The organism is Exiguobacterium sp. K1 (assembly GCF_033721435.1).
GTDB lineage: Bacteria > Bacillota > Bacilli > Exiguobacteriales > Exiguobacteriaceae > Exiguobacterium_A > Exiguobacterium_A artemiae.
In genome coordinates, this window is record NZ_JAOTIT010000011.1 from 1 (window position 1) to 13,983 (window position 13,983).

The 13,983-nt window shown below is 47.1% G+C and carries 14 protein-coding genes, 3 tRNA genes, 1 other RNA gene and 1 other annotated feature; of the genes, 3 read left to right on the top strand and 15 right to left on the bottom strand.

The window, feature by feature from the left end; all coding sequences use genetic code 11:
• Positions 1–167 precede the first annotated feature (167 nt).
• The 6 genes from N7U64_RS15235 to tadA form a co-directional block, all read right to left on the bottom strand.
• Complete coding sequence (locus N7U64_RS15235) at positions 168–392, bottom strand: YaaL family protein (protein WP_012368934.1); 225 nt, start codon at positions 390–392, stop codon at positions 168–170.
• Entirely contained in the window at positions 389–988 is a 600-nt protein-coding gene (recR, locus tag N7U64_RS15240; RefSeq protein ID WP_012368933.1) for a recombination mediator RecR, read from the bottom strand. Before recR ends, N7U64_RS15235 begins: the two co-directional genes overlap by 4 nt.
• 18 nt (positions 989–1,006) lie before the next feature.
• On the bottom strand, positions 1,007–1,327 hold the full coding sequence (locus tag N7U64_RS15245; protein ID WP_012368932.1) for a YbaB/EbfC family nucleoid-associated protein: 321 nt from the start codon (positions 1,325–1,327) through the stop codon (positions 1,007–1,009).
• A 23-nt stretch (positions 1,328–1,350) separates the two neighbouring features.
• The gene (gene dnaX / locus N7U64_RS15250) at positions 1,351–3,036 is read right to left on the bottom strand and encodes a DNA polymerase III subunit gamma/tau (protein WP_012368931.1); all 1,686 of its coding nucleotides are present in this window, start codon (positions 3,034–3,036) and stop codon (positions 1,351–1,353) included.
• A 95-nt stretch (positions 3,037–3,131) separates the two neighbouring features.
• Positions 3,132–3,398, bottom strand: an RNA gene (ffs, locus tag N7U64_RS15255) — signal recognition particle sRNA large type.
• A gap of 48 nt (positions 3,399–3,446) precedes the next feature.
• Positions 3,447–3,953, bottom strand: coding sequence for a tRNA adenosine(34) deaminase TadA (gene tadA, locus N7U64_RS15260; protein ID WP_290828996.1), 507 nt, complete (start codon positions 3,951–3,953; stop codon positions 3,447–3,449).
• A 108-nt stretch (positions 3,954–4,061) separates the two neighbouring features.
• On the opposite strand from tadA, the gene N7U64_RS15265 reads away from it, so the two are divergent.
• Positions 4,062–4,691, top strand: coding sequence for a deoxynucleoside kinase (locus tag N7U64_RS15265; protein ID WP_012368929.1), 630 nt, complete (start codon positions 4,062–4,064; stop codon positions 4,689–4,691).
• On the top strand, positions 4,688–5,365 hold the full coding sequence (locus N7U64_RS15270; protein WP_012368928.1) for a deoxynucleoside kinase: 678 nt from the start codon (positions 4,688–4,690) through the stop codon (positions 5,363–5,365). The genes N7U64_RS15265 and N7U64_RS15270 overlap by 4 nt, the downstream gene beginning before the upstream one ends.
• Positions 5,366–5,403: 38 nt before the next feature.
• On the opposite strand, the gene N7U64_RS15275 is transcribed toward N7U64_RS15270, so the two are convergent.
• From N7U64_RS15275 to pdxS, 8 genes are all read right to left on the bottom strand, one after another.
• Positions 5,404–5,868: a DinB family protein gene (locus tag N7U64_RS15275; RefSeq protein ID WP_318930489.1), complete on the bottom strand. Its 465-nt coding sequence runs from the start codon at positions 5,866–5,868 to the stop codon at positions 5,404–5,406.
• Positions 5,869–5,974: 106 nt separating this feature from the next.
• Positions 5,975–6,064, bottom strand: a tRNA-Ser gene (locus N7U64_RS15280).
• Positions 6,065–6,098: 34 nt separating this feature from the next.
• Positions 6,099–6,189 (bottom strand) — tRNA-Ser (locus N7U64_RS15285).
• A gap of 35 nt (positions 6,190–6,224) precedes the next feature.
• Positions 6,225–6,315 (bottom strand) — tRNA-Ser (locus tag N7U64_RS15290).
• 137 nt (positions 6,316–6,452) lie between these two features.
• Positions 6,453–7,730: a serine--tRNA ligase gene (serS, locus tag N7U64_RS15295; RefSeq protein WP_012368927.1), complete on the bottom strand. Its 1,278-nt coding sequence runs from the start codon at positions 7,728–7,730 to the stop codon at positions 6,453–6,455.
• A 63-nt stretch (positions 7,731–7,793) separates the two neighbouring features.
• Positions 7,794–8,002 (bottom strand) — a binding site (T-box leader).
• A 12-nt stretch (positions 8,003–8,014) separates the two neighbouring features.
• Positions 8,015–9,262 carry a D-alanyl-D-alanine carboxypeptidase family protein gene (locus N7U64_RS15300; RefSeq protein ID WP_214767904.1) on the bottom strand — a complete coding sequence of 416 codons (1,248 nt, stop codon included), beginning with the start codon at positions 9,260–9,262 and terminating at the stop codon, positions 8,015–8,017.
• A gap of 94 nt (positions 9,263–9,356) precedes the next feature.
• A complete protein-coding gene (gene pdxT, locus N7U64_RS15305; RefSeq protein WP_214767902.1) occupies positions 9,357–9,935 on the bottom strand; it encodes a pyridoxal 5'-phosphate synthase glutaminase subunit PdxT in 579 nt (192 codons plus the stop codon).
• Positions 9,929–10,816: a pyridoxal 5'-phosphate synthase lyase subunit PdxS gene (gene pdxS, locus N7U64_RS15310; protein ID WP_200859024.1), complete on the bottom strand. Its 888-nt coding sequence runs from the start codon at positions 10,814–10,816 to the stop codon at positions 9,929–9,931. The genes pdxT and pdxS overlap by 7 nt, the downstream gene beginning before the upstream one ends.
• A 130-nt stretch (positions 10,817–10,946) precedes the next feature.
• On the opposite strand from pdxS, the gene N7U64_RS15315 reads away from it, so the two are divergent.
• Entirely contained in the window at positions 10,947–12,341 is a 1,395-nt protein-coding gene (locus N7U64_RS15315) for a PLP-dependent aminotransferase family protein (RefSeq protein ID WP_318930492.1), read from the top strand.
• A gap of 62 nt (positions 12,342–12,403) precedes the next feature.
• Here the strand turns inward: N7U64_RS15315 and guaB are convergent, their stop codons facing one another.
• Positions 12,404–13,870 (bottom strand): IMP dehydrogenase, encoded by a 1,467-nt coding sequence (guaB, locus tag N7U64_RS15320; RefSeq protein WP_012368922.1) that lies wholly within the window; start codon positions 13,868–13,870, stop codon positions 12,404–12,406.
• Positions 13,871–13,983: the final 113 nt, after the last annotated feature.

Below are 13,983 nucleotides of genomic sequence, written 5' to 3' on the forward strand. Positions count from 1 at the left end.
AAAAGAAGTTTTTTCTTGTTTCGTTCAGTGCGCTCGTCCTCTTAAGGACAAGAATTAATATACCACGATAATTACAACATGACAACTCTTTTGTTAAATTAATTTTAAAAAGAATAGAAAAGAAGGCTACCACCTCATTACCAGGCAGTAGCCTTCCTCTTTTTTCATTATAAGCGAACAGTCGGTAACGAGACTCGCCGTTTCTTCGCTTCTCTAATATAGAAGTAATAAACGGATTCCGCTAACTTCATTTGAGCTTCAAGATCACCACAGTCATCGTAACTGATTTCAAGTAAACGGCGTTTCATCAAGTAGTTTTCTTGCGCCAGCGCCAGTTCACGGAGAAAGCGTTCATCATATTCGCTCCGGATTTTTTTCCGAAACCAATTCATAACTCCCGTCTTCCCTCCATGGCACGGGATAATGTGACTTCATCCGCGTACTCCAAATCACCGCCAACCGGAAGACCATGAGCAATCCGTGTAACACGAATACCAGTCGGTTTCAGTAATCGGGAAAGATACATCGCTGTTGCTTCCCCTTCGATGTTCGGATTCGTTGCCAAGATGATTTCAGTAATGGCTTCATCTGCCTGCAGACGCGTCAATAGGCTCGATACATTGATATCTTCAGGACCGATTCCTTCCATCGGACTGATTGCCCCGTGTAACACATGATACAAGCCCTGGTAATCCCGCATCTTTTCCATCGCGATGACATCACGTGAATCTTGAACGACACAGACGATTGTCCGGTTACGGTGTTTATCGGAACAAACGTAACACGGGTCTTTATCTGTGATATTCCCACAGATGCTACAGTATGAAATATCACGCTTTGCGCTCACGAGTGCCTTTCCGAACATCAGCACGTCATCTTCTTCCATATCAAGGACATGAAACGCAAGACGGACAGCCGTTTTCGGACCAATACCCGGTAACTTCGTAAAACTTTCGATTAAGCGGCTGATTGCTTCAGGATATTGCAATTCGTTTCCCCCTACAGTTTAAAACATTCCCGGCATGTTCATTCCTTGTGTAAATTTACCCATTTTACTCGAAACGAGTTCATCTACTTTTTTCAAAGCATCGTTTGTAGCAGCAAGAACGAGATCTTGAATCATCTCGACATCATCCGGATCAACCACTTCTTCTTTAATGATAACATCGATGATATTTTTATGACCATCCGCTACGACAGAGACCATCTCTCCCCCAGCTGTTCCCGTAACCGTCAAGTCCTTTAATTCTTCTTGAGCTTTCGCCATATCTTTTTGCATCTTCTGCATTTGCTTCATCATGTTATTCATGTTTCCCATACCACGCATAATTCTTCCTCCTCTAACTGAAATTAGTCTTCGAATTCTACGATATCACCAAATCGTCCGAGCGTCTCGGACAACAGTCGATCTTCTTCCGATTCGACTGCCACTTCTTTCTCTTCTATATTACTACTATTTCGTTTCGCAACAAACTCTGCTTTTAGCTCTTTCCAATCATTATCGAGAATTGCAAGAATCTGACGTTTGACACCACAGACCTCAAACAGTGCTTCTTCAATGACGAAACGGGTCCGTTCATTGGTCATGACCTGTTCAAAATGCCAGCCTTTCCCGTTATCGAACTCAATCAGCAATGTATCTTCCGAACACAGAACCGGTTTACTTTCATGCACCAAAGAGTAAATCGGACCATCTTGTTTCAAGATCAATTTCAAAATGGCATCCCAACGTTCTTGAATTTCAAGAAGCTGTGCCTTCTCTGCGCGACTCAGCATTTGCCGAATCCGCTCTTTCGCAATCCGGACAGTTGGCCGGGCTTGCTTGCGTTTAGCCGGTTGTTGCGCAGGCGTTCCTTCAGCAGCCGGGACTCCCGTGACTTTCAACTGATGCATCTGTTCCTTCAGTTCCCGTACCTCTTGCTGGAGACTCTGCATGATCTGTCCGGTCGTTCGTCCTTGTTCCGCAATCTGAATGAACGCAATTTCAACCAGGACACGGGGGTGATTCGTCAAACGCATCTGCTGTTGGCAGTCATGCAATTGTTCAATGATATGAAAACACGCTTCCGTCTCGATCGTCTCAACGAATGTTTTGAATGCTTCCGTCGGTCGAGCCCGTTCCAATAAATCAACTGCTGTCGGAGACGTTTTGAGAAGTAACGTATCGCGATAGAAAAAGACCAAGTCTTCAACAAACCGCTTCAAGTCTTTTCCTGCCCGTTGCATTTTTTCAAGCGTCTGCAATAATTGGTCGACTTGATGAGCTTGCAATGCGTTCGCGACAGCGAGCAATGCTTCGTCTTCCACTGCCCCCGTCACTTCCAGTACAGCATCGTCCGTTAGGTCCCCATTCGAAAAGGCGACGGCCTGATCGAGCAGACTTAAGGCATCCCGCATCCCACCATCCGCTGCCCGGGCAATCAACCGCAACGCGGTTTCCGTATAGCCGATTGTTTGATCCGATAAGATGTACTGCATCCGTTCCATCAGTTGATCGACTTCATGCCGTTTCACATCAAAACGTTGGCAACGTGAGATGATCGTCGCCGGTATTTTATGCGGCTCTGTCGTCGCCAGGATGAAAATAGCGTGTGCCGGCGGTTCTTCCAATGTTTTAAGTAACGCATTGAAGGCACCAGTCGATAACATGTGGACTTCATCAATGATATACACTTTGTACGCTGCTTCTGACGGCGGATATTTGACCTTATCCCGGATTTCCCGGATTTCATCAACGCCGTTGTTGGACGCGGCATCGATTTCAAACACATCAGGACTCGATCCTTCTGTAATCGCCCGACATGTCGGACATTCGTTACATGGTTCATTTACTGGCGCTTGTTCACAGTTGATTGCCTTGGCAATGATTTTTGCCAGACTTGTTTTCCCCGTTCCTCGTGGTCCAGAGAACAGATAGGCATGCGACATCCGTTCTTCCATCAAGGCGTTTTGAATCGTCCGGGTAATGTGTGCCTGTCCGACGACTTCGTCAAAACGTTGCGGCCGGTACACACGATATAATGCTTGATAGGCCAAGTTTGCGCCTCCTCTATTTATAATCCTGTTTCTATTCTACCTAAAAAAGTCTACAACCGAAACCGGCTGTAGACTTGTTATCTAAAATTAAACTGCCGCGCACCATATTCTGAAATAGGTTCAACATGCGTTACTCACGCAGCCTGCTCAGTCCAAGCACTCCTGCGGCACACAGAGAGCACCACTTAAGGCTGCTTCCTTCCGGACCTGACCTGGTTCATGGGTATCTGTTGCGCAGGACTCAGACGTCAACGCTACTTACGTAAGGCAGACCACACCAATCCTATCCCTCGATATGGAATTCAGTCTCGCTATAGCGGATTGCGAGTGACAGGGAACCGCTACATCCCCACCTAGCACGGCAAATGGTTTATCGTATTTTAGTGGCACTTGTTTCGAGTGCTTTTTCATTATACTGTTTCATCGGTCCCGTTGCAACCCATTGCCCGTTTCCGTTGTTTCTTTTTCGCCCGGAGCTCCCGGAAAAAGGACGTCAACATCTCACCGCACTCCTGTTCAAGAACGCCACCCGTTAATTGCGAAACATGATTGAACCGTTCATCCTGAACTAAATTCATCAAAGTGCCGCAACATCCACCCTTCGGATCAACGGCTCCAAAGATGACGTGTTCGATCCGCGACAGCATAATGGCCCCTGCACACATCGGACACGGTTCAAGCGTCACATAGAGTTCGCATCCTTCGAGACGCCAGTTGGCGAGCTTGCTGCAGGCTTCTTCAATTGCGAGTAATTCGGCATGTGCCGTCGCCTGATGATTCGTTTCCCGGTGGTTATAACCGGTCGCAATCACCTCATCTCCTTTGACGATGACACAACCAATCGGGACTTCACCGATTGCTTTTGCTTTTTTTGCTTCCTCAATGGCAAGGCGCATATAGTGTTCATGCCGTTCCATCATCACACTTCCTATCTTTACAAAAATTCTCCCGCTGAAACTTCGGCAGGTGCCGCTGCTTTGTGCTAAAATATAAATTGCACTTTGCTGAACGGAGGGTAATTGAATATGTTCATAACGGTTGAAGGACCCATTGGTGTTGGAAAAACTTCACTTGCTAACGCCATCAGTCACCATTTCTCATTTTCTATGTTACGCGAAATCGTCGAAGAAAATCCCTTTCTTGGAAAGTTCTATGAAGACATCGAAGAATGGAGTTTCCAAACGGAAATGTTCTTCCTGTGTAATCGCTTTAAGCAGCTCGATGATATCGAACGTCACTATCTCAGTAAACAACGCTCTGTCGTCGCTGATTATCATATCTTTAAAAACCTTATTTTTGCCCATCGTTCTCTGAAAGTCGAGCACCTTGATAAGTACGAACAGATTTATTCGATCCTGACAACGGATATGCCAAAGCCCGATGCAGTCATTTATTTAGATGCAAGCATCGACACGTTGATGAAACGTGTTGCTCTACGCGGACGCGAGATTGAAGAAAACATGTCACGTGCTTACCTCGAACAACTGGCGGCTGACTACGAGACGTTCGTCACAGATTACCAAATCAAACATCCGGAAGTGAAAGTCATCCGATTCAACGGAGATGAACTCGACTTCGTCAAACGGCCGGAAGATTTAGAATACGTCCTGACAAAGATCCGCAACGAATTATATGAAGGAGCGAACCACGCATGAACTCGAAATTACGTGAAAAGTATAACATCCCGGCAGATGCCGTCATTACGATTGGTGGAATGGTCGGTATCGGTAAATCGACGATTACAAACGGTCTAGCAGACTCTCTTGGTTTCCGGACATCTCTTGAAAAAGTCGATACAAACCCTTACCTGGACAAATTTTATCATGATTTCGAGCGCTGGAGCTTCCACTTACAAATTTACTTCCTTGCTGAACGTTTTAAGGAACAAAAGAAAATCTTCCAATACGGCGGCGGTTTCATTCAAGACCGTTCGATTTACGAAGATACAGGCATCTTCGCGAAGATGCATTTCGAAAAAGGAACGATGTCACCAACAGATTACGAAACCTACTCGAGTTTGTTTGACGCCATGGTCATGACACCATTCTTCCCGCATCCGGATCTCCTGATTTATCTCGAAGGTTCGTTTGAACAAGTTCTTGAGCGGATTCGCTTACGCGGACGCGAAATGGAACAACAAACGCCAATCGAGTATTGGGAAGAGATGTACGAACGTTACACGAACTGGATCAATAACTTCACGATTTGCCCGGTTCTCCGTTTATCGATCGATGAATACGATTTATTAAACGAGCCGGAATCGATCGAACGGATTTTATCAAAAATCGATAAACAACTTGAAGTTGCCCGCACTGCTAAAATCCGCTAATCCAAAAGCCCGTCGACATTTCTGTCGACGGGCTTTTTTCATGCTGTAGTGACTTGTTCAATTTGAGCCCGGTGATGTAAATCGTGTTGCATCATCGCCCCTAAAAAATCGAGAAGCGAAATGGTTTTTCCTTTTGACGTAAACGTATCCGCCAAACGGTCTTCCGGAATCAGTTCAACGGCACGATGCAAACGGTCACGACTGACCAAAAATTCGTCAATCGTCAAAATCCGTTGTTGTTCCCGACTCATTTTTGCCGCCTCTTCGTTAACAGCCTGGCTGTCCGGTTTTACACGAAACGGCTCATTTGCCAAGATAAACGGCAAGCGTTCCGCGACAAGGAACCGGTCCCACGGTGATAAATGACCGATGATCTCAGCGACTGTCCATTTCCCTTCCGCATAAGGCGTCCGCCATGCTTCTTCTGATATGTGTTCAAGACTACGGACAAATTCCATCGTGTCTTGGTAATGGGTGAGTAATGTTTGTTTCGTGAGTGTCATAGTTGCTGCTCCTTTTTCTGTCTAAGATGTAGGAAAACATAGCATGCCACTCTCGATCGATGCAATAAAAAAGCACCTCACCATAAATGGGAGATGCTTGTATAAGCGGAGTCGGTGGGATTCGAACCCACGCGGGCCTTGCGACCCCTAACGGATTTCGAGTCCGTCCCCTTCAGCCGGGCTTGGGTACGACTCCATGTTAAATGTAATTTTAGGTAAAAAAAAAGAAGTGGAGGAGGCGGTGGGATTCGAACCCACGCACGGCTTTCGCCGCCTGACGGTTTTCAAGACCGTTCTCTTAAACCACTTGAGTACGCCTCCAAGTTATATGTAGTTTTCAGGTAAAAAAAAAGAAATGGAGGAGGCGGTGGGATTCGAACCCACGCACGGCTTTCGCCGCCTGACGGTTTTCAAGACCGTTCTCTTAAACCACTTGAGTACGCCTCCGTACTTATAATTGAGCGTCGTATTGTACGAGCGCCTTCCTGACATAAATTATGATAGCATCTTGGTTTTATTGTGTAAAGCCTTTTTCTAAAAAAACTTTTTAAAAAATTAGAAGGGGGAAATCTCCCCCTTCCTACTTATCCTTGAATGACTTCAAGACCGCCCATATAAGGACGAAGTACTTCTGGAATAACAACTGATCCATCTGCTTGCTGGTAGTTCTCAAGAATGGCAGCGACTGTCCGACCGACTGCAAGTGCTGATCCGTTTAATGTATGAACGAATTCCGGTTTAGCGTTCGCTTCCCGACGGAAACGGATTTGTGCCCGGCGTGCTTGGAAATCTTCAAAGTTTGAGCAAGAAGAAATCTCACGGTACACCCCTTGGCTCGGCATCCAGACCTCGATGTCATATTTCTTCGCAGCTGTGAAACCAAGATCCGCTGTACACATGCTAAGGACCTGATACGGAAGTTTAAGTAATTTCAAAACTTCCTCCGCTTGCCCTGTCAGCAATTCAAGCTGTTCGTATGATTCTTCCGGTTTGACGAAACGAACGAGTTCGACTTTGTTGAATTGGTGCTGACGGATCAAGCCGCGCGTATCACGGCCGGCAGAACCTGCTTCAGAACGGAAACATTGGCTGTAGGCGGCATAGCCGATCGGTAATTGATCCGCTGACAAAATTTCGTCCCGGTGCATATTCGTCACCGGTACTTCTGCTGTCGGAACAAGGAAGTAGTTCGTATCTTCGACTTTGAACGCATCTTCTTCGAATTTCGGAAGCTGTCCTGTTCCTGTCATAGAATCCCGGTTGACCATGAGCGGCGGAAGGATTTCCGTATATCCGTTTTTGTCCTGGTGTAAATCCATCATGAAGTTGATCAATGCCCGCTCAAGACGTGCACCGGCACCGCGGTAAAAGACGAAACGGCTTCCCGTTACTTTTCCGGCCCGTTCGACATCAACGATTTTTAACTGTTCCATCAAATCCCAGTGGGGTACAGCTTCAAAATCAAACGCCGGCTTGTCACCGACTTCGCGGATGACGACATTATCATCTTCCGTAGAACCGATCGGAACGCTGTCATGGGGAATGTTCGGAATACCGAGTAACAACAGATTCAGCGTCGCTTCGACTTCACGCAGTTCTTCATCGAGGGCTTTGACTTCATCCCCGACTTGGCGCATCGCAGCAATTGCTTCATCCGCATTTTCTTTGTTGCGTTTTAGTTCCGCGATTTTTTTTGTCGCTTCATTTCGTTCCGCTTTCAGGACTTCTGTTTTGGCAATCAATTCCCGGCGTTTTTCATCAAGGGCGATGAACCGGTTCATATCCGTTAAATCTTCTCCCCGGTGAGCCAGTTTTTCTTGAATCGCGTCAAAATCCTGACGCAGTCGTTTAATATCAATCATGTTTCTTCCTCCTTTTTTTCAATAAAAAAAGGCAATCCATCCCTCTCCGGTTCTAAAAAACCGAAGAGGGACGAATCACCTGGATCCGCGTTGCCACCCTCATTGCTGATTAGATCAGCCAACTCTAAAGACGCGATAACGGGCGTACCCGCACCTTGTTCGCAAGGTGTGTGATCCGGCTCGATTCAAAGTATCCTTCTGACTAGTTCGCACCACCCACTAGCTCTCTTAACAGAATAAATGCTTCTACTTGGTCCGTTCATGACATCATTATGAGATTAGCTTTACTTTACACTATCCCCTTTACGGTTGACAAGGGTTGGTTGATGAATCGCTTGACTGATTTTTTTGGACCAGGCCGAAACGGCGCGGAACAAGCGGATCTGGAAGCTCGCCAGCTCAACCTTCGCAGCACTGGTTACTGTAGCTTGAGGAACAGTGAATCCGGGTAAGTATCGTCCGCTGTCTTCCACTTGGACGGTCCCGATGATTTCACCTTCTTTTAACGGTGCTTCTGCTTTTGAAAATTGAAAGACAGGCGTATGCGGTTTCGCTTGGTTTTTTAACACGGTCACATACAATGCTGTTTTCGTCACGACATCGTAGCGGGATTGTTTTGCCCCCCGAATCGGCAATACACCTTTGATTTGTTCCCCTTTTCCGTAATACGTCAACGGTTCAAAAGAAGAAAAACCGTAATCCAGCAGTTTTTTCGTTTCTGCAAACCGGGCTTTATCGGATGTCGTTCGCATGACGACCGATACGAGTGTTAAATTCCCGCGTGTAGCGACACTCGCAAAACAGTATCCGGCAAGGTCCGTCGTCCCGGTCTTCATCCCCCGCATTCCGCTGTACGCATACGGTTGGCGCGGCAACATCTTATTGGAGTTTTCGACCTTTTCTCCATTGATTGTAATGAACGAACGTTTTGTCACATCTAATACATCCGGATAGTCTTGAATATAGCGGATGATCAAAAGAGAGATATCCATCGCCGTCATCAAGTTTGTTCCCGGTAATGTCGCATCGACGGCATCGAGTCCTGAAGCATTGGCGTATTCGGTATCTTCCATCCCTAGTGCAACAGCTGTTTCATTCATTCGTTCCACGAACTGCTTCTCCGTTCCGGCCATGACTTCTGCCAGGAGAACAGCGGCATCGTTAGCCGATTTAATAAAAGCTGCGTCGTACAATTCCCGGATGGTATACGTTGTTTTCCGAATCGGCAACCGGGCAATTCCCGGCGTTTTCGCAAGCTTCAGTACTTTTTCACTTGGGCGAACCGTTTGATTCCAAGATAATTTTTTTTGCTCAATCTGCTGACGCACGAGATAAAGCGTCATTAATTTTGTCATCGAAGCCGGGGGCAGAGCCAAATCAGCCTGTTCAGCCAATAAAATCTTGCCTGTTACCGCATCGACCATTATGTAAGATTCTGCCTGAATGTCCGGTGTCTCTGCATGACCTGTCATCGGCTGTCCACCAGCAGTCAGTATAAGGACACTCAGAAAGAGTGTGAAAAGACGTTTCATCGGTCCTCTCCTTCAAATGATGTTATATCTTTTCAGTGTAGCACAAAAAAAGAAACCGACAGCCGGAAACTGACGGTTTCTCTCTTACTTTTGATTAAACAGAAACAGCTGTCCGCCGTCTGATTTTTTGAATGAAATAATCATGAAGACGCCGATCTGAAGTCAGCTCCGGATGGAAGGAGCAGGCGAGATGAAGATCCGTCTCGACGACAACGGCGGCTGTCCCGATTGCAGCCAGGACACGTACTCCTTCTCCGACCTGTTCGACGAAAGGAGCTCGAATAAAAACAGCTTCGATATCCTGACCGGCACCTTCGACGTTCAAGGAGGTTTCAAAACTGTCGATTTGTCGTCCGAACGCATTGCGTCTGACCGTCATCGGAATCGCCCCTAAATGGGAAGGACCTTCAGTCAATTCGCTTGCCAGCAAAATCATCCCGGCACATGTCCCGAACATCGGCAACGTGTCAGCTTGACGTCGCAAGACATCCAGTAAACCATAACGGTCAATCAGCCGGCGGATCGTCGTCGATTCGCCGCCAGGCAAGATTAAACCGTCGATTCCGTCCAAGTCCGCGCTTGATTTGACGATCATCGTTTTGACTCCAAGCAGATGAAGCATCTCTTGATGTTCGCGCACGGCGCCTTGGACACCTAATATACCGATTACCATCCGCGTGGTGCCATCCGTTCTTCAAACGGCATCGACGTCACATCAATTCCTTTCATCGCTGTTCCGAGTCCTTTCGACAGATGGGCAATCCGTTCGAAATCGTCTTTGTATGTCACGGCTTCGACAATCGCTTTCGCGACGCGTTCCGGATGTTCCGATTTAAAGATACCGGAACCGACAAATACGCCTTCGGCTCCAAGGTGCATCATCAATGCCGCATCGGCTGGAGTCGCGATTCCGCCAGCCGCAAAATTCACGACCGGAAGACGTCCTGTTGTCTGAATCTGTTGTAAGACCTCGTAAGATGCGCCCCACTCTTTAGCACGCGTCATCAATTCATCCGGTTGTGAATGAAGAATCTGGTGGAGTTGTGCTTGAATCTTGCGCATATGCCGGACAGCTTCGACGACATTGCCGGTTCCGGGTTCCCCTTTTGTCCGGATCATCGCTGCTCCTTCTGCAATCCGGCGCGCCGCTTCTCCTAAATCACGTGCTCCGCAGACGAACGGTACTGTAAACGATGACTTCAATAAATGATACTCCTCGTCTGCCGGCGTCAGGACTTCACTTTCATCAATAAAGTCAACACCCAACGATTCGAGGACCCGTGCTTCGACGATATGTCCGATCCGGCACTTCGCCATCACGGGAATGGATACTGCCTGCAGAACCTCTTCCGTGATGAGCGGATCGGCCATCCGGGCTACTCCCCCGTCACGCCGAATATCCGATGGCACCCGTTCAAGTGCCATGACAGCGACCGCTCCGGCGGCTTCTGCGATTTTAGCTTGTTCCGCATTCACGACATCCATGATGACGCCACCCTTTTGCATTTCAGCCATTCCCCGTTTGACACGATCTGATCCTTGTTGCCGTTCCATCATTATGAACTCCCCCTAGACAGTGATAGTATTTCCAATCGGTGATACTTTTTAGTATATTCCCCGTTGACTATTTTAAAAGTATCAGTTTATGATAAATTAACCAGGTCAGTAAAAAGGGAGATCAGTTATGGACATGTTATCGTTTGAGTTGATACGGGACGGAAATCGTCCGCTGTACGAACAGCTGTACCAGCAAATCCGTCAGGAAATCATTGAAGGACGCCTTGCTTACGGAACGAAATTACCATCGAAACGAAAGCTTGGTCAGTTTTTAAATCTCAGCCAGACGACAATCGAACTGGCTTATCAACAGTTGGTCGCAGAAGGATATGTCGAATCCGTTTCCAGGAAAGGTTACTTCGTCTTAGCCTACGAAGAACTGGCATACGTCAAAACAACGCCTCTGCCGACAAGTCAACGTTCAAATCAACAACCGGCCATGCGTTACGATTTTCATCCCAGTAAAATCGATGGCTCATCCTTTCCTTTCTCCCGTTGGCGAAAACACGCAAAAGATGTCATCGACGAACAATATCAATCACTCGTCTCGCTTGGACACCCGCAAGGTGATCTATCATTACGTCTCGAGATTGCGACGTACCTCTACCATTCACGGGGAGTCGTCTGTTCGCCGGAGCAGATCATCATCGGTTCCGGTGTTGAGCAATTGTTACCACATATCATCTTTTTATTAGGAAAAACGACAACCTATGGCATCGAAGATCCCGGGTATCATGCGACACGTCTGATCCTTGAAAGTCATGAACGATCGGCGGTTCCGATTCCGGTCGACCAAAACGGCTTAGTGATTCCTTCCCTCGTTCAAAGTCCTGTCGATGTTATGTATGTGACACCGGCTCACCAGTTTCCGTCGGGCAGTATTTTATCCGTCAATCGACGCCGTCAACTGTTAAACTGGGCCGCTGCATCGGATCGCCGTTATATCATCGAAGACGATTATGATAGCGAATTCCGGTACAGCGGAAAATCCATTCCTTCTTTGCACAGTATGGACAGTGAACGGGTGATTTATCTGAGTACATTCTCAAAATCACTGATGCCGTCCCTTCGCATCGGATATATGGTATTGCCACGACCTTTATTAGAACGCTATCAAACTGAATTTCCATACTATACGTGTAGTGTCTCCCGATTTGATCAAACGATTTTGACGCGCTTCATGAAAGAGGGCGACTTCGAGAAACATTTGAACCGCATGCGGAAAATCTACCGCCGCAAACTCGATGTCGTTGTCCACGCTCTCCGGGATGTACCTTTTCTGAAATTGACGGGAGAAAGTGCCGGACTGCATGTCGTCCTCTCCGTCTCAAATGGCATGGGAGAACAGGAATTGCTGCGACGAGCGAAGGACTCCTCGATCCAAGTATATGGATTATCGGATTATGCCCAGTTGCCGTTATCCACAGCTTATCCACAAATTGTCCTCGGGTTTGCCAGTTTAACAGAACAACAATTGATGCAAGGACTGACCGAACTCGTTGCCGCTTGGCAGTTAAAATAAAAGTATCCACAAGGTTATCCACAAAAAAATCCTGCGGCCTATTCAGGTCGCAGGATTTTTGATTATTGACGTGTATAGTTTGAAGCTTCTTTCGTAATCTGAATATCGTGAGGATGGCTTTCCTGTAAACCTGCACCTGTCATCCGGATGAACTGTGTTTCTTCACGTAATTCTTCAAGTGAAGCAGAACCACAGTATCCCATTCCTGAGCGGATCCCTCCGACGAGTTGGTAAACCGAGTCACCGAGTTTACCGCGGTATGCGACGCGACCTTCGATTCCTTCTGGAACAAATTTCTTGTCGGCTTCTTGGAAATAACGGTCTTGGCTGCCGCGTTTCATTGAGGCTTCCGATCCCATACCACGATACGTCTTGAATTGACGGCCTTGGTAAATTTCCATTTCTCCCGGGCTTTCTTCCACGCCGGCGAGAAGGCTGCCTAACATGACTGCATGACCGCCTGCTGCGAGTGCTTTGACGATATCACCGGAATACTTGATTCCGCCATCAGCGATAATCGAGACACCGTGCTTACGGGCTTCTGTTGCACAATCAAAGACTGCTGTGATTTGTGGAACACCGACTCCGGCCACGACACGTGTCGTACAAATAGACCCTGGTCCAATTCCGACTTTGATGACAGAAGCACCTGCTTCAATCAAGTCACGTGTCGCTTCAGCTGTTGCGACGTTTCCTGCGATGATCGGCAAGTTCGGATACTCGTCCCGAAGTTCGCGTACTTTCACGAGAACCCCTTCTGAGTGACCGTGTGCCGTGTCGACGACCAATGCGTCAACTCCTGCATCTACGAGGAACTTGGCACGAACCGAGGCATCTTTCGTTACACCGACAGCTGCTGCGACGAGCAGACGTCCAAATGAATCTTTAGCTGCATGCGGATATTGCTCAACTTTTTCAATATCCTTTGTTGTAATCAAACCTTTTAAAACTCCGTTCTCATCGACGAGTGGTAACTTTTCAATCCGATGTTTGTGGAGAATCTGTTCGGCTTCTTCTAAAGAGGTACCGACTTTTGCTGTGACCAGTTCTTCCGTCGTCATGACAGTTTCAATGACCGTCGAGTAATCTTTCACGAAACGGAGATCGCGGTTGGTTAAGATACCGACCAATTTACGTTCTGTTTCGTTATTGACGATCGGAACACCTGAAATCCGGTACTTACTCATCAAATATTCAGCATCATAGACTTGTCGTTCTGGCGTGAGGTAAAACGGATTTGTAATGACACCATTCTCCGACCGCTTAACACGATCGACATGTTCGGCTTGATCTTCCATCGACATGTTCTTGTGGATGACTCCAAGACCACCTTGACGTGCCATGGCAATCGCCATTGGAGCTTCTGTTACGGTATCCATCCCTGCACTGATTAAAGGAATGTTTAATGTAATTCCTTCGCATAATGTTACAGACAAATCAACATCTCGCGGTAAGACACTTGAACGACGTGGTACGAGCAAGACGTCATCAAACGTCAAGCCTTCTTTAGCAAATTTGTTCTCCCACATGTTATCCACTCGCTTTCTCTTCTATAAAAGAATATTGATGTTATGGTAACAAGCGAGAGGTGGCATGTCAATGACTCCACCAATAATCAGAACAATCTGAAGTTTCACATAAC